This window comes from Shinella zoogloeoides (genome assembly GCF_020883495.1).
Lineage (GTDB): Bacteria > Pseudomonadota > Alphaproteobacteria > Rhizobiales > Rhizobiaceae > Shinella > Shinella zoogloeoides.
In genome coordinates, this window is the sequence record NZ_CP086613.1 from 14,177 (window position 1) to 33,730 (window position 19,554).

25 protein-coding genes and 1 pseudogene are annotated in these 19,554 nt (G+C 59.0%); 20 read left to right on the forward strand and 6 right to left on the reverse strand.

Features of this window, described 5'->3' with window-relative positions; all coding sequences use genetic code 11:
• Position 1 precedes the first annotated feature (1 nt).
• From cyoC to K8M09_RS22910, 4 genes are all read left to right on the forward strand, one after another.
• On the forward strand, positions 2–622 hold the full coding sequence (cyoC, locus tag K8M09_RS22895; RefSeq protein WP_023515137.1) for a cytochrome o ubiquinol oxidase subunit III: 621 nt from the start codon (positions 2–4) through the stop codon (positions 620–622).
• A complete protein-coding gene (cyoD, locus tag K8M09_RS22900) occupies positions 619–1,026 on the forward strand; it encodes a cytochrome o ubiquinol oxidase subunit IV (RefSeq protein WP_023515138.1) in 408 nt (135 codons plus the stop codon). Before cyoC ends, cyoD begins: the two co-directional genes overlap by 4 nt.
• Positions 1,027–1,082: 56 nt before the next feature.
• Complete coding sequence (locus K8M09_RS22905) at positions 1,083–1,670, forward strand: cation diffusion facilitator family transporter (RefSeq protein ID WP_160788231.1); 588 nt, start codon at positions 1,083–1,085, stop codon at positions 1,668–1,670.
• 164 nt (positions 1,671–1,834) lie between these two features.
• On the forward strand, positions 1,835–2,344 hold the full coding sequence (locus K8M09_RS22910; protein WP_229342551.1) for a phosphoethanolamine transferase domain-containing protein: 510 nt from the start codon (positions 1,835–1,837) through the stop codon (positions 2,342–2,344).
• Here K8M09_RS22910 and K8M09_RS22915 read toward each other — a convergent pair.
• A protein-coding gene (locus K8M09_RS22915; RefSeq protein ID WP_160788270.1) for an IS3 family transposase occupies positions 2,321–3,540 on the reverse strand; the annotation gives its coding sequence in 2 pieces (ribosomal slippage) (positions 2,321–3,198 and positions 3,198–3,540; 1,221 coding nt in all). The two genes, K8M09_RS22910 and K8M09_RS22915, sit on opposite strands and share 24 nt — an antisense overlap.
• 90 nt (positions 3,541–3,630) lie before the next feature.
• Between K8M09_RS22915 and K8M09_RS22920 the strand changes: the two genes are divergently transcribed.
• The 9 genes and pseudogenes from K8M09_RS22920 to K8M09_RS22955 form a co-directional block, all read left to right on the forward strand.
• Positions 3,631–3,957, forward strand: coding sequence for a phosphoethanolamine transferase domain-containing protein (locus K8M09_RS22920; protein WP_229342552.1), 327 nt, complete (start codon positions 3,631–3,633; stop codon positions 3,955–3,957).
• A 28-nt stretch (positions 3,958–3,985) separates the two neighbouring features.
• Positions 3,986–4,746, forward strand: a protein-coding gene (locus K8M09_RS22925) for an IS5 family transposase (protein WP_160788277.1) whose coding sequence is annotated in 2 segments (ribosomal slippage) — positions 3,986–4,310 and positions 4,310–4,746 — 762 coding nt in all. Because the reading frame shifts where the segments join, the coding sequence is not laid out codon by codon here.
• Positions 4,747–4,860: 114 nt separating this feature from the next.
• Positions 4,861–5,892 carry an IS110 family RNA-guided transposase gene (locus tag K8M09_RS22930; protein WP_072495383.1) on the forward strand — a complete coding sequence of 344 codons (1,032 nt, stop codon included), beginning with the start codon at positions 4,861–4,863 and terminating at the stop codon, positions 5,890–5,892.
• 76 nt (positions 5,893–5,968) lie between these two features.
• Complete coding sequence (locus K8M09_RS22935) at positions 5,969–6,106, forward strand: hypothetical protein (RefSeq protein WP_229341934.1); 138 nt, start codon at positions 5,969–5,971, stop codon at positions 6,104–6,106.
• Positions 6,107–6,207: 101 nt separating this feature from the next.
• Positions 6,208–7,146 carry a phosphoethanolamine transferase gene (locus K8M09_RS22940; protein ID WP_229342554.1) on the forward strand — a complete coding sequence of 313 codons (939 nt, stop codon included), beginning with the start codon at positions 6,208–6,210 and terminating at the stop codon, positions 7,144–7,146.
• A 200-nt stretch (positions 7,147–7,346) separates the two neighbouring features.
• The gene (locus K8M09_RS22945) at positions 7,347–7,664 is read left to right on the forward strand and encodes a TFIIB-type zinc ribbon-containing protein (protein WP_081870558.1); all 318 of its coding nucleotides are present in this window, start codon (positions 7,347–7,349) and stop codon (positions 7,662–7,664) included.
• Between the two features lie 130 nt (positions 7,665–7,794).
• Complete coding sequence (locus tag K8M09_RS23800; protein ID WP_130521425.1) at positions 7,795–7,908, forward strand: MerR family transcriptional regulator; 114 nt, start codon at positions 7,795–7,797, stop codon at positions 7,906–7,908.
• 113 nt (positions 7,909–8,021) lie between these two features.
• Positions 8,022–8,555 carry a hypothetical protein gene (locus K8M09_RS22950; protein ID WP_160787250.1) on the forward strand — a complete coding sequence of 178 codons (534 nt, stop codon included), beginning with the start codon at positions 8,022–8,024 and terminating at the stop codon, positions 8,553–8,555.
• Between the two features lie 260 nt (positions 8,556–8,815).
• Positions 8,816–9,117, forward strand: a pseudogene (locus K8M09_RS22955) (SDR family NAD(P)-dependent oxidoreductase); the annotation flags it as partial.
• A gap of 39 nt (positions 9,118–9,156) precedes the next feature.
• Here the strand turns inward: K8M09_RS22955 and K8M09_RS22960 are convergent.
• Together K8M09_RS22960 and K8M09_RS22965 are read right to left on the reverse strand one after the other, a co-directional pair.
• Positions 9,157–10,353 carry an FAD-dependent oxidoreductase gene (locus K8M09_RS22960; protein WP_023515149.1) on the reverse strand — a complete coding sequence of 399 codons (1,197 nt, stop codon included), beginning with the start codon at positions 10,351–10,353 and terminating at the stop codon, positions 9,157–9,159.
• 45 nt (positions 10,354–10,398) lie between these two features.
• On the reverse strand, positions 10,399–10,914 hold the full coding sequence (locus K8M09_RS22965) for a copper chaperone PCu(A)C (protein WP_160787249.1): 516 nt from the start codon (positions 10,912–10,914) through the stop codon (positions 10,399–10,401).
• Positions 10,915–11,098: 184 nt separating this feature from the next.
• Between K8M09_RS22965 and K8M09_RS22970 the strand changes: the two genes are divergently transcribed.
• Positions 11,099–12,028, forward strand: coding sequence for a cation diffusion facilitator family transporter (locus K8M09_RS22970; protein WP_229342556.1), 930 nt, complete (start codon positions 11,099–11,101; stop codon positions 12,026–12,028).
• 13 nt (positions 12,029–12,041) lie between these two features.
• Here K8M09_RS22970 and K8M09_RS22975 read toward each other — a convergent pair whose 3' ends face one another.
• The 3 genes from K8M09_RS22975 to K8M09_RS22985 form a co-directional block, all read right to left on the reverse strand.
• Positions 12,042–13,316, reverse strand: coding sequence for a DUF882 domain-containing protein (locus K8M09_RS22975; RefSeq protein ID WP_024270352.1), 1,275 nt, complete (start codon positions 13,314–13,316; stop codon positions 12,042–12,044).
• A 127-nt stretch (positions 13,317–13,443) separates the two neighbouring features.
• Complete coding sequence (locus K8M09_RS22980) at positions 13,444–14,499, reverse strand: flavin-containing monooxygenase (RefSeq protein ID WP_229342557.1); 1,056 nt, start codon at positions 14,497–14,499, stop codon at positions 13,444–13,446.
• A gap of 11 nt (positions 14,500–14,510) precedes the next feature.
• Complete coding sequence (locus K8M09_RS22985) at positions 14,511–15,140, reverse strand: L,D-transpeptidase (RefSeq protein ID WP_023514660.1); 630 nt, start codon at positions 15,138–15,140, stop codon at positions 14,511–14,513.
• A gap of 374 nt (positions 15,141–15,514) precedes the next feature.
• Between K8M09_RS22985 and K8M09_RS22990 the strand changes: the two genes are divergently transcribed.
• From K8M09_RS22990 to K8M09_RS23015, 6 genes are all read left to right on the forward strand, one after another.
• Positions 15,515–15,838 (forward strand): hypothetical protein, encoded by a 324-nt coding sequence (locus K8M09_RS22990; RefSeq protein ID WP_160787248.1) that lies wholly within the window; start codon positions 15,515–15,517, stop codon positions 15,836–15,838.
• A gap of 255 nt (positions 15,839–16,093) precedes the next feature.
• The gene (locus K8M09_RS22995; RefSeq protein ID WP_023514661.1) at positions 16,094–16,549 is read left to right on the forward strand and encodes a pseudoazurin; all 456 of its coding nucleotides are present in this window, start codon (positions 16,094–16,096) and stop codon (positions 16,547–16,549) included.
• 240 nt (positions 16,550–16,789) lie between these two features.
• Complete coding sequence (copC, locus tag K8M09_RS23000; RefSeq protein ID WP_023514662.1) at positions 16,790–17,152, forward strand: copper homeostasis periplasmic binding protein CopC; 363 nt, start codon at positions 16,790–16,792, stop codon at positions 17,150–17,152.
• Positions 17,153–17,162: 10 nt separating this feature from the next.
• Entirely contained in the window at positions 17,163–18,005 is an 843-nt protein-coding gene (copD, locus tag K8M09_RS23005) for a copper homeostasis membrane protein CopD (RefSeq protein WP_160787247.1), read from the forward strand.
• Positions 18,006–18,103: 98 nt separating this feature from the next.
• On the forward strand, positions 18,104–18,706 hold the full coding sequence (locus tag K8M09_RS23010) for a transglutaminase-like cysteine peptidase (protein ID WP_023514664.1): 603 nt from the start codon (positions 18,104–18,106) through the stop codon (positions 18,704–18,706).
• Positions 18,707–18,908: 202 nt separating this feature from the next.
• Positions 18,909–19,478, forward strand: coding sequence for an MAPEG family protein (locus K8M09_RS23015; RefSeq protein WP_160787246.1), 570 nt, complete (start codon positions 18,909–18,911; stop codon positions 19,476–19,478).
• Positions 19,479–19,554 lie beyond the last annotated feature (76 nt).

A 19,554-nucleotide genomic window follows, 5' to 3' on the forward strand; every position in this document is an offset into this window, starting at 1 on the left:
CATGAACCAAACTCACGACACTTCGTCGGTAAAGCCGGAATTCTACCAGAAACAGGAACGTCATCCGGAAAATGCCACCAGCCTGGGCTTCTGGATTTATCTGATGGGTGACTGCCTGATCTTTGCCGTCCTATTCGCCACCTATGGCGTGATCGGGCGCAATTATGCGGCAGGCCCGTCGCCGGCCGACCTGTTCGACCTGACGCTCGTCTCCATCAATACGGCATTCCTGCTTCTGTCGTCGATCACCTTCGGTTTCGCCATGCTGCAGATGGAGCGTGGCGCCAGATCGGAGACGCTTTTCTGGCTGGCCGTTACTGGTCTCTTCGGCCTCGCCTTTATCGGGCTGGAACTCTACGAGTTTATCAAGCTGATCGGGGAGGGGGCCACGCCGCAGCGCAGCGGCTTCCTGTCGGCCTTCTTCGTCCTCGTTGGAACACACGGCCTTCACGTCACCATTGGCATTGTCTGGCTTGTGACGCTGATGGTGCAAATCGCCAGGTATGGACTGAGCTCGGAAAACTGCCGGCGGCTCTCTTGCCTCTCCATGTTCTGGCATTTCCTCGACGTAGTCTGGGTGGGCGTGTTTTCCGTCGTCTACCTGATGGGAGTTTTGATATGAGTTCGAATCCACACGCCCACGCGCACGGCAACCATGATCATGACCATCAACACGGTGGGCTCGGCCATGGCGGGACGCATGGGTCCTTTCGTGGCTACGTAACGGGCTTCCTACTTGCTGCGATACTGACTGCGATTCCGTTCTGGCTGGTGATGGGTAATGTCCTTGAAAACAAGACCGCGACGGGCGTCTTGATCATACTCTTCGCTGCGGTGCAGATCGTGGTCCACATGATCTACTTCTTGCATATGAACTCCCGCGCGGAAGGCGGATGGACGCTGATGGCGCTAATTTTCACCGTCGTCATCATCTTTATCGCGGTTTCCGGCTCATTGTGGATCATGTACCACCTTAACGCGAATATGATGCCGATGACACCAGAAATGATGAAGAATATGCCGTAGCCAGCTCGCCAAGAACCCGGCTTACAGAACGAACAGACAGTCTTGGTTTAAAGTGGATCGCCTGGGAAGCGGTGCAGCGCATCAACCAGCCCGCGGAGATCCTCGCCGGTCCGATGCTCGTTGTCGCGACCATCGGTCTCGTCGTGAACCTTATCGGCGCCTATGCGCTATGGTCCGGCGACAGCGGTGACAGCAACCTGCGTGGCGCGCTCCTTCACGTCGTCGGCGACCTTCTCGGATCGGTCGGCGCCATTGTGGCGGCCATCGGCATCATGCTCACCGGATGGAGTGTTCTTGACCCGCTTCTCTCGGTGCTGGTCGCCGGCCTCGTCATCCGCTCGGCCTGGGGGCTGGTTTCCGATTCCATCCGTGTGCTCCTGCAGGCCACGCCGAAAGGCATTGTTGCCGATGAAATCGAAGCGGGCCTCCTGAATCTGCCGGGCATCGCCGAGGCGGGCCACTTCCATGCATGGACCTTGACGGACGAAAGCATCGTCGCGACCGTCCACGTCAGCCCTAAGGAGGGGATCGACCCATTGACCCTGCCGTCGGTCGTCGCGTCCTTTCTCAAGGAAGGGCACGGCATCGATCATGTCACGGTCCAGGTGGACCCGCGGGGCGCGCTTCTCGCCCGGCACGCGTGATCGTGCCCTTCAATCAGCCGTCTGATCCAAAGCGATCCAAGTTAGGGCTCGCAGTCGAAAGAGTGTGGGCAAACCTGAAAAAACCCTCTTGAAGCTCTAGTCGCTAGAGAGAGTAAACGTTGCCAAAAAGCTCGCGGACAAATGGGTATCGAGGCATGAAACACATGGCCGCTGCAACGCTCAGGGCGCAATTGAACCGATTCCGGCCGCAGCTGGGGGATCTTGTTACGAGCATTGTGGTTGCGGTTTACCTGCTGCTGTTCCTTAATGTCACCTTCTGGTCCAAGGCGGGGCTTTACCTGAAAAATGATCCTTCGGCCTATGCGGCGCTTTGGGTCGCCATCTTCGCGCTTTTTGCAATTGGCACAGTAGCAGTTTCAATAAAGTACATCATCAAACCGGTTCTCATACTCTACATTGCCGTGGCGACGGCGGCGGCGTGGTTTACGGATACCTACGGTGTATTTGTGGACACGGATATGGTGCGCAACGCTTTTGAAACGACCAAGGCGGAAACCCAAGATCTGCTCACTCCAGGGCTCATTAAGCATTTTGCACTCTATTTCTTCCTGCCGACCGCATTTCTGACCTGGATACGCATCGTCCATCAGCCGTTCGGCCTGGAGTTGCCCCATAAAAACCGGCCAGGATCAGATTTCTGTTTGACGGTTTAAGAACTCACGCGGGGATCGATATCCCAAAGCCTTGTGCGGGTGAAGGGTGTTATAGTGCTCGAACCACAATGGCAGTTGGGCGATGACGGTTTCTGCGTCGGGAATGGGATTGACCGAGACGTAGTCGCGCTTGAATGTTTTGACAAAGGCTTCGGCCATTCCGTTGGACTGAGGGCTGCGAACCGGCGTCGTGCAAGGCTCCATTCCGATGTCCATCAGCAGCGATTTAGTGTCCTTTGCAATGAAGCACGAGCCGTTGTCGGTGAGCCATTCAATCGGCTTGGGAAGGGTGTTGATGCGACCGAAGCGGTTCTCGACTGCTGTGATGACAAGGTCCTGAACGTCTTCGCTCTTGATGCCTTGGGTGGTTGCGACATGGGCGATGGCTTCACGATCACAGCAGTCGAGAGCAAAGGCAACGCGGACCTTCTCTCTGTTGTCGCAGCCAATTTCGAAGCCGTCGGAACACCAACGCAGGTTCGAGTGCTCCACGGCAACACGGCCGTCATGGCGACGGCTATCAATGGCACCTGTGTGGCGTTGGAGAAGCATGCCGTGCACCTTCATCACCCGATAGACGCGTTTAGCGTTCGGCCATGGGCGGCTTTCGCTGCGGGCTCTACGACGTAAGATCGCGTGAACCCGGCGATATCCGTAGGTCGGCATCTCGGAGATGATCGCTTTGATTTCATCAACGAGATCATCATCCGCGAGCGGCGGCCGACCACGGGCTTTGGAAGGACGCTGTTTCACTCGCTCAGCCATGTTTGACCGGGCAACACCAAAAGTCTCGCACACAGCAGTCATCGGGAACTTCCCTTCGGCAACGACAGCGAGCGCAACAGGTGTTTTTTTGGGCCTGTGGCGATCTCAAGCGCCTCTTTGAGAATCTCGCCTTCCATCGTCTTCTTACCAAGCAGACGCTGCAACTCTTTCACCTGGTTTTGAAGGGCACGATATTCGGACGCCGGGACAACATCCTCCTCCGCAGCCGTGGCCGTCAGAGCGCCTTGAGTAGCGAGCTTACGCCAGGTGAACAACTGGTTCGGCTGAATGCCATAGCGGCGAGCAACAATGCTCACCGTAGCATCCGGCTCATATGTCTCCTGAATGATGGCAAGCTTCTCTGCCGTCGACCAGCGACGGCGGCGCTCAGGACCGGACAGGACTTCCATCTTCGGATTGTGACTAGTCATAATGGGCACATTACCTCGCACACTTACTAAGTGGGAGATCCTGTCCAGATATTTATGGGGCCATTACACGGCCGTAAGATTCGTCAAAACGTGATAACGATCTTCGTCTGCCTTATAGTTTTCGTGAGTTTGGGTGCGGCATTCTACAAGCCGTACTCAGCAGTTGTTCGTACCAAAAGAGATCTGGTAAAAACGCTCAATCCAATCACGCCGCTTGTTAGCACGACAAAATATATCCTCGGCGCAAGCCAGGAGATCATCATATCGGTGAAGCCGGTGGGTGAGGATGCAAAAATTGATGCGCGAGCAGATGGTTCCACCAAGCCTCGCGTCGCTATCATCGTCGTGGGAGAGACGGCACGCGCCGCGAACTTCTCCCTAGGCTCAGGACCCATTGATTTAGAGAAATGGCTGTGATTCAGACGGGCGTATAGGAGCCTGACTGATGAGCAATTTGTTCTGGCTGACGGACGAGCAAATGGCTCGTCTTCGGCCCTATTTTCCCAAGAGCCATGGTCGCCAGCGCGTTGATGATCGACGCGTTCTGAGCGGCATCATTTTCGTCAACCGCAACGGCCTCAGGTGGTGCGATGCGCCAAAGGAATATGGCTCCTCCAAGACGCTTTATAACCGCTGGAAACGTTGGGGTGACAAAGGCATCTTTCTCCAGATGATGGAAGGCTTGGCTGTGCCTGAGGCTACAGAGCGCAAGACCATCATGATTGACGCGACCTATCTCAAGGCCCACCGCACGGCTTCCAGCCTGCGGGTAAAAAAGGGGGCTCAGGCCGTCTGATTGGGCGCACGAAAGGCGGCATGAACACCAAGCTTCATGCCGTAACGGATGCGAATGGTCGCCCGATCAGTTTCTTCATAACAGCCGGTCAGGTCAGCGATTACACCGGTGCTGCCGCCTTGCTTGATGAACTTCCCAGGGCCAAATGGCTGCTGGCCGACCGTGGCTATGATGCCGACTGGTATCGTGACGCTTTGCAGGCGAAGGGGATCACTCCCTGCATTCCGGGTCGCAAATCCCGCAACAAGGCCATCAAATACGACAAACGCCGCTACAAACGGCGCAACCGGATCGAGATCATGTTCGGGCGTCTCAAAGACTGGCGGCGGGTAGCGACGCGCTATGACAGGTGCCCAATGGCCTTCCTCTCCGCCATCGCTCTCGCTGCTACCGTTATCTTCTGGCTCTGATCAACGAGATGCTGTAACGGGGCCTGCGCCGTGCATGACCAGCCCAAGCATCTTGCAATTGCTCATGGCAAGCTGTCGCTGTTCCCGTATCAGTCTCAATCGGAGGAATACGGGATGAAGCTGTTTATCGGACTGGATGTATCACTGGCGAAGACCGCCGTCTGTGTCATCAATGAGTATGGCAAGATCGCAAAGGAGGCGCAGGTTCCCAGTGATCCCCAGGCGATCGTGGACTTTGCAAACACCCTGGAGGGAGCGGTCGCCATCATCGGACTGGAAGCCGGACCGCTGTCCCAATGGCTGCATCGCGGCCTGGCCGATGCCGGGCTGGATGTTGTCCTGATGGAAACCCGGCAAGTGAAGGGTGCTCTGAAGGCAATGCCGATCAAAACGGACCGGCGCGACGCAGAAGGAATTGCCCGACTGCTTCACATGGGCTGGTTCAGGCCTGTACATTGCAAATCCGTGTCGGCACAGGAGGTTCGCGCGCTTTTGGCTGCCCGCAAGGCGATCCAGCAGGGCATGATCGCGCTGGAGCTATCTCTACGCGGACTGCTGAGAAACTTTGGCCTGAAGGTTGGCGCCATCTCACGCGGCCAGTTCGACGCCCGGATTAGGGAATTGGTGGATGGCAATGCCATGCTGCAAGCAGCGGCCGGGCCGATGTTACGTGCACGCGCAAGCCTGCGCCAGGAACTGGCCGGGCTCGAACGTCAGGTCCGTCTGCTTGCGAAGGATGACGCGGTGTGCCGGCTGTTGATGACGATGCCGGGGATTGGTGCGGTCGTCGCCTTGACTTTCCGATCCGCTGTCGATGATCCCGCGCGGTTCTCGTCGTCCAAGAAAGTTGGCCCATGGGTTGGCCTTACACCATCGCGCAACCAGTCCGGTGAGCGCGACGTGATCGGCGGCATTACGCGAGCTGGCGACGCCAATCTGCGAAGAGCCTTGTGCCAAGCGGCTACCGTCATGATCCATCGGGGCCGCTCGACATGGCTGAGAAGCTGGGCTGCACAGGTTGCCAAACGCCGAGGTGCAAAGCGCGCGATGGTGGCTTTGGCAAGGCGCATCGGCACAATCCTGCACCGGATGTGGAGGGATGGTACGGAATTCTCCATAGTCCCGTTGATCGCCAAATCGGCCTGAGCGTTTATAGCAGAACCATGTCGTTGATGTCTGTCTGACCGCAGACCTTCGAGGTCCCAACAGGGACGCGGTTCCGATGATGCCGTGGTCAGGACTGTCGCCGGCCTCGGTCGAGCACGCCAACGAGATGGGCACATCGGAATTGCCGCACTGGACCAGCATCATGTTGGCAGCCATCGCGCTGACCACGGACCGAAGCATGAACCCGGGGTGACCTCAAACGAAGGGCACAGCAAGCCAGGCATCGGCGAAAGGGAATTTGTCGGATTATTTGCCGCATCGGCAGCCTGACGGCGCTGCTGCGGCCCTTACATTTTGCTTGACTGGAACGGCCCCGTTACCGAAGTCCTGAGCCTAGACTCGTACGCGCGTGAGACCAATCCGGAGCTCGCACGGCAAGACGTCATCTACTTTTCGAATGTTTCAAGCTGCGGCACGGCCACTGACGTTTCCTTACCCTGCATGTTCTCCAATCTGAAGCGATCGGGTTACGACCATAAGACCGGATTGGAGAACGAGAACGTCCTCGATGTTCTCGTCCGAGCGGGCGTTGATGTGACCTGGATGGAAAACAATACCGGCAGCAAGGGTGTTGCCGACCGAGTTCGCAACGTGATCATTACAGGATCGTCCGATTCACGGTTCTGCAAGGACGGTGACTGCAAAGACGAGATATTCCTGGAGAAAATCGATGAATGGCTGAACGGGATTACGAAGGACAGCGTTCTGGTGTTGCATCAACTCGGCAATCACGGACCGGCTTACTACGAGCGTTATCCGGATGCGTTTCGAAAATTCATTCCTGACTGCCGGACGACGGAGCTTTCCCGATGCAAGGACGCGGAGATCGTCAACGCTTATGACAACGCCATTCTCTATACGGATTTCATCCTATCGAAGATCGTAGAACGTCTGAAGGCGCGGACAGTGACGCTATCCACCGGCTTCCTCTACGTTTCGGACCATGGCGAATCGCTCGGCGAGAATAATCTATACCTGCATGGCACGCCCTACTTCATGGCGCCAGACGAACAGACGCGTGTGCCGCTGATCGCATGGTTCGATCGGCAATTCGCCTCATCCATGGGGTTAAATCTCGATTGCCTGAAAAAATCTGCGACCATGCCGTTGTCGCACGATAATCTCTTCTCCAGCTTGCTTGGCATGATGAACGTCACGACCAAAGCCTACGAGCGTGATCTCGACATGTACGCCGCCTGTCGCAGGGCATTGGCGGCCCTCCCGGGCTCCTGATCCTAAAGACCAGACACGGAGTGCGGTCGCCCGGCCTCATGGGGCGTTCCCGCATACGGCTATCATTGGCTTAGCCGCGACATTTTGTCAAAGACACTAAAACCTTCTTGGCTAGTCTTGACCCTATAGCCACTAGAGAAACTACGTTTGCAGACAGTCGTTGAAACCATGATTGCCTAGACGGCAAGACTTCAAGGATTATGGTCATGAGTTCTGGTAATGCCTCGGAAACTGGGCTTCTCTGCCCCTCCTGCCGCGTGAATCTTGTAATGAGCGAACGCCAGGGCATTGAAATCGACTACTGTCCGCAGTGCCGCGGCGTATGGCTGGATCGCGGTGAACTGGACAAGATAATTGACCGCAGTCTGGGTATCGGCCTTGCGACCCCCAAAGAGAGCGGTCAGTCCGCTCAGGTCCAGCAGATCTCCCATGGACATCGCTCCGACCACGGCCACTCCAGCCACGGGTATGAGCGTGGCGATCGCCACCGCTCATTTCTGGGGCGGCTGTTTGACTGAGTGCTGAAACAGATATATCACTCTACGGCGCGCCTCCCGAGAAGTACCTGGAGAGTGACGATGATGAGTATAGGCGATCTCTCACGTTTGAGCGGCATTAAAATCCAAAACGGTCCGCTCTTTTGAGCAAATGAGGCTTCGATCCCACGCGGAGCGTTCCGATAGTAACCATCGGCGCTATTCCAATGAAGAGAGCAACCGGCTCATGCTTATCCGACACGCTTGCAATCTTGGGGGCCGATAGCCGCCATCCGCGAAATTATCCAACTGAAGCATCATCCAAAGAATTCACGCAAGCAGGCTGACCGGATTGTCATGTAGCAATTGGCCGATCGATGTGCGGGAGAAGTTGCTCGCTTGAAGAAGCTGGAAGAGGAACTCGTCCGTATTACCTCCCGTAGCCAGGAATTAGGGCGGCGATTGCTACGTAATCATGGTAGTGGCCTCGAGATTAGACCGTTGACCCGTATTGGCAAAAATGTCGAAAAGTCGCGAGACTGGAGTCTTTTCACAGACACGTATGGTCACGCCCAAAGGCCGAGAAAAGGGCGGTCCTTGTTTTGGGGTGGCGCTTTCGTCCTCTTGATTGGATGGACGGGGCTCTCCTGGCTCGGATACCTTGCCGCAGACCCCCTCATCGCTTGGTTGAAGGCCACTGTGCTCGGCGCCATCGACGGTGGAGAGGGGGTTGCGGAAGCTGTAGGCGGAAAGGCCGCCGGAGACGCGGTTCAGGTTCTCAACAGCAGCGGCATCGCCGGGCAAATGTTGAACTTCGCAGGCATGATCGCCAAGCCTGCCATATTCGCGATCTGGTTCCTAGGCATTGTCGTGCTTACTTTGGCGCCCATTATAGCATCAGTTGCGATACGCTTTCTGTCAAACCGCCGTTAAGCAGGATGCCAACACTCGAAGCAAAATTACCGAACAAACAGCGCGACTTTGAAGATATTGATAGATGATGAGAAAAATTGTTTTTGCCGTTCTTTTCGCCTTAGTGGCCACTTCAGTAGTGTTCAGCTTGATCGGCGTTCTAACCGTCTGGAGTCCGATGGAGTGGTTCCAGCCGTCTGAACGTTGACTGCTGGTCTGGACGACGTTGGGGCGTGGGCAATCGGTCCACACCAGATTTCGCGAGCCGCCCCTATGTCTTCAATCCCGGCGAGACCGCCTATCCGCCGCCAAGGCCGGCATGGTGGGGATGACCCACGCGCTTGCGCTCGAAGCCGGCCCGCGCGGCGTCACCGTCAACGCCGTTGCTCCGGGCTGGGTCGAAACCGGCGCCTCCACGGACGAGGAGCGCCGCGCGGCCGAGGCGACGCCCTGCGGGCGCGCCGGAACGCCCGACGAGATCGCCGCCGCCGTCGGCTTTCTGGCATCGCCGAAGGCGAGCTACATCAACGGCGCCGTGCTGGTCGTGGACGGCGGTAATATCCTTCAGGAAAGAAAGGCGTAAGCGGGTGCCGCGGTCACCGCCGCGACATCTCGATTGTGCTCAGCCGCGAACATGTTCGGGGCGGAACCCGATCCCGATCAGCCGTCCCGTCAGATGCGGCAGGAGCCGGGAGCGTGCGATGAACCGCAGGAAGGCCGGCGGCCGCTTCGGCTGGGACGCGTCGGCCGCGGGACCGCGCTTGCGACGCATCATCAGCTGGACCTTCTGCGTCGCCTTCGTCGGGAATGCGCGACGCTTCTGAACCGCGGCAAGATGCCCGGAGGAGCACGACCCGTCCTTCAGCGGCCCGGCAAGGATGTTTGCGGCGGCGACGGCGTCCTGCACCGCGAGGTTCACCCCGACCCCGCCGATCGGCGACATCGCGTGGGCGGCATCGCCGATGCAGAGCAGGCCCGGCTTCCACCAGCGCCTGGCGCGGTCCATGCGAACCCGCAGCAGGTGAACGTCCGGCCAGCCGGCGATCTCCTCGAACCGTTCCAGGGGGAGGGGCGCAACAGCCGCCAGCCGCTTCCGCAGTTCCGAAAGCCCGTCGCCTTTCACGTCTTCGAAGCGTCCCTTGCCGATAACGAAGCCGATCTGCCAGTAGTCGCCGCGGTCGATCATGACGAGCCCTTGGGAGGGGCCGGCATGACCCATCGGCATCGCCGGATCGTCCGGCCGGCGGGAAACCCGCATCCACAGGACATCGACATTCGAGCCGAGGTCCTCGATCTCAAGGCCGGCCTCGCGCCGGACGATCGATTCCCGTCCATCGGCACCGACGGTCAACGACGCGCGGATCGTCTTCTCGTTCCCCCTCTCGATGATCCGGACACCCTGCACCGCACCGTCTTCTTCCACGAGGCCCACGACCTGGCAGCCCATGAGAAGGCGAAAGCCGGGATAGGCGGCGGCCTTGCGGGCAAGGAAGTCGAGAAAATCCCACTGCGGCATGAAGGCAATGAACTTACAGCAGGTCGGCAACCGGGAGAAATCGGCGATCTTCGCCGTCCGGCCGTCGATCTCGGCGTAGAGGGCAGGGGCTTGCTGATGCGGCAGGGCAAGGAATTCGTCGAGCAGCCCGAGTTCGGCCATGACCTCGAGGGTCGAGGGATGAATGGTGTCGCCACGGAAATCCCGGAGGAAATCGTCATGCTTTTCGATCACCGTCACGGGAACGCCGGCGCGTGCCAGAAGCAACCCCAGCATGAGGCCGGCAGGGCCGGCGCCGACAATGCAGCAACTCTGTTGGCACAACGGGTGTTTGCTCCTTTTCGACTCTGCTGCCGCCAACAAGACGATTCAACCCGGATCGGCTTCGACCTGACCGTGATGGTGCCTGACGAGTTCGTCACGGGAGCTGACGATCTTGGCGATCACCTCCAGTTTCGTGCCGTCGTCGAACATCAGCGTCAAGCGGTCGGCCTGGCGCCCCGTCATGTCGGAGACTGGATCCCCAAGAAGGAGCCGAATGCCATTTGGCTGCATTCTCAACTCGGCATGAGCGGGGATCGGAACGAAATCCTCGAAGCGGCGCTGCTGGGAAACATCATCGGCGGGTTGTGACGACAGCGTCGAAACCGATCGAAAGGTCTCGCTTGCGACAGACGACAGACGCATCTCGCCGTCCGTCCCGTTCCAGATCGTCAGGAACCCCTTGGTCTGACCGCTTGGTTGATCCACAACGAGGAGTTCGGCGTGCTCGACCAGCAAGGCGCGAGGCGGATTATCATGGAGAGACAAATCGTCCGAAGCGCCGGCGGCGAAAGCCGGCAGCGTGGTTGCAAACATTGTCGCAGCGCAGGCGATCATGCGCATGGCCCAGGTTCTCCGACTTTTGATCCGGATGTTGTCTTACCAGAATTCTCGCCGGAATAATGACGCACTGTCCTTCACAAATGCGGCATATGGACACCGGACCATCTACATGGATGATTGACGTTCGCCCGCTACCGCACCAGTTTCCAAGCAGTCGCGATAAAGCTGGTAACGAGGGCGCAAGATGATGAGCAGCGAGCCGGGGCATGCGCATTCCGATGGAGATCACGACCACCAACACGGAGCCGAGGTGACGCAATCGAACGAGCGCCGGATCAGGCTCGTGTTCATCCTGACCGCCGGTTATGCGCTGGTGCAGGCAATTGGTGGCTGGCTTGCAGGTTCTCTTGCGCTGATCGCGGACGCCGGACACATGGTCTCGGATTCGGCAGCCTTGCTGCTTGCGCTGGTGGCCTATCGTGTGGCGCGCTGGCCGATAGATGCGCAGCGGACCTACGGCTTTCACCGTGTCCGGGTCCTGGCGGCCCTTGCCAACGGCGCGACCCTGCTGCTGCTCGTCGCGTGGATCGCCTGGGAGGCCGTGCAGCGCATCAACCAGCCAGCGGAAATCCTCGCCGGTCCGATGCTCGTTGTCGCGACCATCGGTCTCGTCGTGAACCTTGTTGGCGCCTATGCGCTATGGTCCGGCGACAGCGGTGACAGCAACCTGCGTGGCGCGCTTCTTCACGTCGTCGGCGACCTTCTCGGATCGGTCGGCGCCATTGTGGCGGCCATCGGCATCATGCTGACCGGATGGAGCATCCTTGACCCGCTTCTCTCGGTGCTGGTCGCCGGCCTTGTCATCCGCTCGGCCTGGGGGCTGGTTTCCGATTCCATCCGCGTGCTCCTGCAGGCCACGCCGAAGGGCATTGTTGCCGATGAAATCGAAGCGGGCCTCCTGAATCTGCCGGGCATCGCCGAGGCGGGCCACTTCCATGCATGGACCTTGACGGACGAAAGCATCGTCGCGACCGTCCACGTCAGCCCTAAGGAGGGGATCGACCCATTGACCCTGCCGTCGGTCGTCGCGTCCTTTCTCAAGGAAGGGCACGGCATCGATCATGTCACGGTCCAGGTGGACCCGCGGGGCGCGCTTCTCGCCCGGCACGCGTGATCGTGCCCTTCAATCAGCCGTCTGATCCGAAGCGGTCCGGGTTGAAGGTGCTCGACGCATCAAGTGCCCGTGTTGTTTGCGAACCGCGTCGCGTATCGTCGACGCTTGCGACGGCACGCTGCAGGCTAGCCGGAAGCGTCAGCCGTTGAAGCGCCTCGGCCGGTGCAAGCGCCCAATCGAGCATCGCCTTGTCGGAAACCGTCCATGCGCTTGCCTGGTGAAGGTCAAGAAGGCCGGATTCGGCGACAGCGGGCTGGCGCAATACCCGCCCCGTGATGCCGAGGCCTCCCATGGCCTTGAACGTTGAGGAGGGAATGAAAGCGGAGGTGTTTACACTCACAACGCGTTCGATTTCAGCTGCTCGAAACGTGGGGAGCGGAGCGCTGATGGTCGCCAGGTCGAAGAACGCCGGTTGTTCGACGGTCATTTCGCCCGCGGCCTGCATCTCGAGCGCCTTTTCCGCGCGGCTTTTGCGTGTCGGCAGCAACGCGGTCACGAGACTGTTCGGCGAGGTGTCATCTTCGGACAGTGCAGCGCCGGCGGAGCTCGCGGCCACGATCGATTTCGAGCCGACGCGTCGCTTGTAGTCCGCCATGGCCACGTTGTAGCCGGGCAGGGGGCGACCATCGGCGGGAACGTGCAGTGTCTTGCCGTTCGGGAAGATGCGCACAAGCTCTTGACGCGACATCCGTGGCCAGGCGCGCACATTGCCGACATCGAGATGCACGAAGGGCGAGCCCGATTTCGGATAGTAGCCGACGCCGCCAACCTGCATTTGCATGGCGGTGGCCCTGAGCTTTGCCAGCTTCACGCCAGGGATGAAGAAGTCCATCGCCTTGCCGAGCGTGTGCTGGCTGTTCTTGGCGACGCCCGAACTGCGCGAACGACCGCGCAGCATATTGTTGGTGGCGGGGGAGCGGTAGGCGGAGACGATGTGGATGTAATCCTTCGCGCCGCTGCGCTGATAGACTTCCCAGACGAGGTCGAGCAGGCGAGGGTCCATGCGAGCAGGTTCGTTCCGGCGCCAGTCGCGCAGGAAGCGGTTGACCTGCGCGAGACCCTTCGGGTCGAACCTGCCGTCGCGCTTGAAGGTGATCGTCGCCCGCTCGCCGGTGTGGGTGAAGAACAGTTTCAGCGATCGATCTTCCGCGGCAGCCGTGGCAGCGGTCAGTGCGACGACAGAGGCGGCGGCGGCCGTGATTGTGGAGGCTTGCGCAACCCAGCGCGCAATCGTCTCGATTCCCTTGTCGGCAGCAGCGTGGAACAGGCGCGCAAGAAACGCAGTCACAGGATACTCAGACACAGTAGTTCCGATCCAAACGAGATACATCACGGGGCGGCAGAGACATCTCGCCGCAGATTGCTTGCGAGGATTATGGTCAACAAAGATTTAAGAAGCCGTTGATGCCTGGTGGTCATCGATCGGCCCCTTGACGGTGTTGCCGGCGGACAATCTCCTCGACGATGCGCTCGGCATCCGGCCCGGCACCCATGACGAGAGCGGACGCCCTGTTTCGTTGCCACGGCCGGCCCGCGAAGTAGAGCCCAGGCACAGGGGAAACGCCGTTGGTGTGCGAGAACGTGCCATCCGGTCCTACGGCCGACGGAATCTCCACCCAAGCCGTCTCGTCGCGATAGCCGGTCGCCCAGATAACCGTTCGCACGGTGGCGGAGCTGCCGTCGGAAAACGTCGCCGTCTCGCCTGAGGAGGCGACAAGGCGCGGCACAAGCCGGACACCTGCCTGCGCCAGGTGTGTGTCGCCTTGTCCGCGGTCAGGAAAGGCATCGGCAGCGCGCACCTTGCGGCCGATCCATGACTCCGGCGAGGCTTTCAGAATTCCGAGCAAGCGGAGCCACCACCAGATCGACTTCCCGAACAGCCCTTCTCGGAACAGTTTTCGAGGCTTGCCCCGGGAAAGCATCACAGGTTGCAGGGTCCGGCATTCAAGCGCGATGTCACGACCGCTTGCCCCGTCTCCAACGACGAGGACCGGTCCATCGGGCACACTCGCTGGTTTCTGATAGGTTTGCGGCGTCAACTGCAGCACCTCAGATCCGAAGCCGCTAGAGATGGACGGGACTATCGGTTTCTGAAAACCCCCGGTCGCGACAATCACTTCACTAGCTTCGATTTTCTCGCCCGAGTCCGTTTCTGCGAGGAAGACCCGGTTCGCACGCGACAGGCGCGCGACCCGTGTTCCCGATCGCACCGGCAGGCTGAAACGCGCGGCGTAGTCTTCCAGGTAGACAGCAAACTCGTCGCGGCTCGGATATTGCTCCCGGTTGCCGGCAAGGGGCAGGCCTGGAATGGCGCTGAACTGGCGTGGAGTGAACAGGGTCAGCGAAGCGTAGCGGCTGCGCCAGCTGTCGCCGACGCGCGGATGGGCGTCGACGATCAGGAAAGGCAGACCGGCCCTGCGCAGGTAGTACCCTGCGGCAAGGCCAGCTTGGCCGGCTCCGATGACAAGCACCTGCCGCGCCGTCACGAAACCACCACGACGCGTGTTCCTACCGGGACGCGCTCATAGAGGTCTTCGACGTGACCGTTGACCATTCGTATGCAACCATTCGAAACCGCCTTGCCTATCGTCCAGGGCTCGGTCGTGCCATGGATGCGATAGAGGGTGTCTCTGCCGTCTCGAAACAAATAGAGAGCCCTCGAGCCCAGCGGGTTCTTCGGCCCGCCGGGAACGCCGTCGGCATAGCGCGCATATTTCTTCGGATCACGCCGGATCATGTTGTCGGTCGGGCGCCAGCTTGGCCATTTCGCCTTCCGGCCGACAGTCGCAGTGCCAGAGAACGCCAGGCCCGCGCGCCCGACACCGACGCCGTAGCGGCGGGCAAGACCACCTTCTTCGATGAGATAGAGAAAGCGATCCCTCGGCACGACGACGATGGTGCCGGCAGTTTCCGGATAGGGAGATGTCACCAGTTGCGGCAGAAATCTCTCATCGATGTCGATCGTATGTTTCTTGCCTTGCGCGACGGCGAGCGCGGGTGAGGCAAGGAGAGCGACGGCGGCAAGGCCGAAGGTCCGTCGATCCAGAACCGGGGAGGCCGGCCGCTCCGCTGTTGGTGATTGTTCGGTGTCGTGGTTTGAAAGTCGTCTCATGGAAGTGTTCCTTGGCACGGGCAGGGCTCGCTATGCGGTCTGCAATCGGCAATGAAATGGGAATGGTGGGTGAGCGGCCGAGCGTGTGCCGCGGTCGCGTCACACCGGAGACCGGATCGCGCACGCGGGCGTCCCCGGTTGGTTCAAGCCGAGCGAGGGGGAGGCAGAATCAGCCGGGCTGGAACTGATGATTGCGTGTCGAAAGCTTGATTGGGGCGAATCCGGCGGACCGGTGCGGCCACCGGCCAGAACCACGCGACCAGCCAGCTGCAGGCTTCGTGACAGGTTTCTAGGCTCGCCGGATGGTCAAGCTCTGAATCATCAGTGTCTATCGCCAAAAGGCTCACGCTGCTCTGTAACGGGTCGGACAGCGCGTGGCTGCGCGCCGCCACCGACGCCGCGGCGCTTGTCCCGACGACGAGCGACATAAGGAGGACAATGATCAACTTCATGACGGCGCGGTGCATGCGCGTAATGCCCGGATCGCTGGATTTTCGAAGACCTATCTCACGGCATTATACTTAACAGGCGATTACCGGGATGTGCAGAGTAGGGGCGAAGCGCCTGCCTTCGCTCGTGACCCGTTGAAATTGCCGGTAATTTTCGATGCCGTGCGTTTGATTCGTGGCATCGGCAAGAGTCAGATCACTATTGCAATCCACGTTCGGAGTTTTGCTGCCGATCGCACTCGGCGATGATTAGACATACTGACAGCTGCTCCGACAGCACCGACTCTAATGCCGATGTCGCTGCGCGCATCGTGAAGGCGGCAATGAGCCTCTCGGCCCTTGTAGGTCCATCATCGATGGTTGGCGCGGATGGGTAGTATTGCTGGCGGCCAGCAGCGGCAGTTCGCCGCGCGACATCTCGCTTTGCCGGTTGCGATTGACCAAAGTGTTCCGAACAGGCAGGCGATATCCTGCAATCGTGCAAGATTGTGAAGGAGAAACCACATGCTTAAACGACGAGACGTATTGCTGGGTGCAGCGATTGGCACCATAGCGTTGACGGCGCTGCCTGTCAGAGCGGCAACGAAAGACCATCAGGTGATGATGCTCAACAAAGGCAAGAAGGGCGCGATGGTCTTCGAGCCCGATTTCATTGTGGCCGCGCCTGGCGATACTGTGACCTTTGTGCCCGTCGACAAGGGCCACAATGCCGAAACCATCAAGGGATTGATCCCGGATGGAGCGAACGCGTTCAAAGGCAAAATCAACGAGCAGATCACGGTAACCGTCGAGCAGGAAGGCATCTATGGTGTAAAATGCCTTCCGCACTATGGAATGGGGATGGTGGCGCTCATCGCGGTGGGGCAGCCGGTCAACCTAGAACAGGCCAGGACGGTCAAACATATAGGCAAGGCAAGGAAGGTGTTCGAGGAACTGCTGGCGCAGGTACCGACGACGTGAGTTCTTGAAGCAACGCCACACACGACCCGGCTTCTTGTCATGCCATGACAGTTATTCACCTGTGCGCAACGGTACACGTCGCCCGGCTCGGCGGCTTTGTGCGCAGGATAGGCAATCATCGCGGATTGAGGCGGGAAGAGCCTGCAGCCGTGCGGCGTGGCGCTCCGCTGCCCCAATCATCTTATCAACCCGCCGTCATCGTCGATGACGGCGACCCAATATTCAGGACGGTGCAGCGACATGAACAAATTCAAAGCCTTATTCTTAACGTCCTTTGCAATGACAGTTTTGACGGCCGCCCCGGCAATGGCGCACTCCGTGCTCAAGAATTCGTCGCCGACTGCCGATACGACCGTGGAAGCACCAAGGTCGCTTGAGCTCACGTTCTCCGAAACCGTCAACCTGCGCTTCAGCAGTATCGAACTCACCGGGCCTGATGGTGCGGCGGTGCGACTGGGCAAGCCTGTCAATTCGCAGGATGGTCATACGCTTCTTGCGCCCCTTCCGGAGCCGCTGTCTTCAGGAAGGTATGATGTCAAATGGGATGCTCTTTCCAAGGATGGTCATAAGATAAACGGCAGCTTTAGCTTTTTCGTCAAATGAGGTGCCGTGAATGGCGGACCCGGTAATTGTCCTCATCCTGTGCCGGGGCGCAATATTCGGAGCAGCCCTTATGATCTGGGGGGCGTCATTGTTTCGCTGGCGCCTCCAGCCTCATGCAGAGAGGATGCGTTTCGAGGGGTGGATGATTCTGTGCCTGGTTGTCGCGGTCTTTATTCTCCTGCCGGCACAGGCGGCCCGGGTTTCTGACGGGTGGGGCGATATTTTTGAACCGGGCCTTCTTCGGGATGTCATAGTTTTCACCACGCCCGGAAGGTCGTGGGCTCTCCAGGCGGCGGCGATCACGGTGGCTGCGTTTGCATTTGTCATGCAATGGACAAGGGCCACCGTGCTGTCGATAGTGATCGTGTTCATTGCGCAATCGATGACCGGACATGCCGCAGCATCCGAAGGCGTATTCGGGTATGTGCGGCAGGCGAATGACGTGCTTCACCAGATCGCTGCGGGAGCTTGGTTGGGTGCGCTGCCGTATGTCTTGCGGCTTCTGCCGGACGTGGAAAAGCTTGACGCGAAGATGATTCTTATCCGTTATTCAGGCGAGGGCCATTTTTGGGTTTCGCTTCTGCTCGTGACCGGGTTGATTGCTACTCTTTGGATCTTCGAAGGAATACCGCTTGACTGGAGCATTCGCTATCAGCTGCTTTGGGCTTTGAAGGTGTTCGTGACAATGGCCATGGTCGGACTTGCGGTGTGCAATCGTTACTTCCTGGTGCCGCGTCTTCGGGACAGGCCCGACGCATTGTCGGCGCTCGCGAGAGCAACCAGACTCGAGATCGCGCTTGGGCTATTGGCCGTTGCGCTAGTTGCATGGTTTGGAACGCTCGAACCACGTTGAGCGGTGTCTTCGGCTCTCCGAGTGTCAGGCGCATGGACGCGCGAGACGGGAATCATTAATAATCTGGACACGTTGATCAGGAATGAATCGGAGTGGTGATGAATTTCGGACGGTTGATCGCAGGTGCGAGCCTATCGGCTCTCTGGTCTTTTGTCGGCAACGGCGCATGGGCTCATCCGTCCGCGATGGTCACGGGAAATTTCACGTCTCAACCAATCGGTCATTTTGAGTTTTGCAAGCGAAACACGTCAGAATGCACGTTACGTTCCAGGAAAACGGCGCCATTGCCAATGTCGAGCGAGTTCCTTGCGCAGTTGCAGCAATTGAATGTTTCAGTGAATAAAGCAATCAAGCCCATAAGTGATTTTGATCTATACGGAGTGGAAGAATACTGGACCTATCCAGTCGATGCAGGCGATTGCGAGGATTATGTGCTCGCAAAACGTCGTGTTTTGATCGAGGATGGTATCCCGTCGTCAACGGTGCTCATTACGGTATTGCGTCGACCGAACGGTGAGGGGCACGCCGTTCTGACGGTGAGAACCGACATCGGAGACGTCATTCTTGATAATCTGACGGATGCCGTCTTGAACTGGGACGAAACTGGCTACACTTACCTGAAGCGACAGGCGGTCGACCATACGGGGCGCTGGGTGTCCATTCGAGACGGCGACGCTCCGCTGGTCGGTTCCGTTCACTGAAGTTCGGGGTCGAGGAGGCTTCGCCGTCCGAGCTTTTTTCGTCTCGACCAAACTGCGACACGAGCACGGCGACAATCGCAGCCGCCGACGAATTGCCGGTTATCCAAACCATGCCTAGCGGAACTTAGCTCTGGCACCCGCGATCGAGCGCTCCTGACAGCAAGAGCTTTACGTTCAGACACATACGGTGCGGAGTGTTGATATGGTAATCGTCCCGTCGTCCAAAGCTGAACTTCGGAAAGAGCAGCGCAAAATCCTCTTGAGAAGCGGTGCGGCTGCCATGGTGTGCATGCTGGCCCTCGGTGGCGCGCAATACTTTCTACGCGGCGCCAAGGTTTTCCCGGACGAAAATCTGGAATCGCGGCTATTATTCATAGCCGCCGCGAACTTGCTTCTCGTCGTTTGGGTCATCATAGGTGTCGCCATGGTGGCACGAGGCCGACGTCATTCTGCGGAAGATATCGGCGGATCGGCATACTCTCGCCCGAGCCCTAGAATTGCCGTTGCAGCCGCTTTTCTTCAAAACACGCTCGAACAATTCGTCATCGCGTCCGTGACGTTATCCGCGCTCGTGATGCTGGAAGGCGCGGCGATGATGCCGTTTATCGCGGCTTCTGTGGTCCTGTTCGGTGTCGGCCGCGTTTGCTTCTTAGTCGGGTACTCAAAAGGGGCCGGTGGCCGTGCGTTTGGAATGGCCCTGACTGCGCTCCCCAGCATCGCGGCGTTCGTGATCGCGTTGGCGCATTTGATCACGCGGGTCTGGCAAACGTGATGCTGACGACGTCAATTCTGGCATGCTGATGGATCGGCATGGGGCCCCGGCGGGCTTGAATCCGACCCTTCTTTTG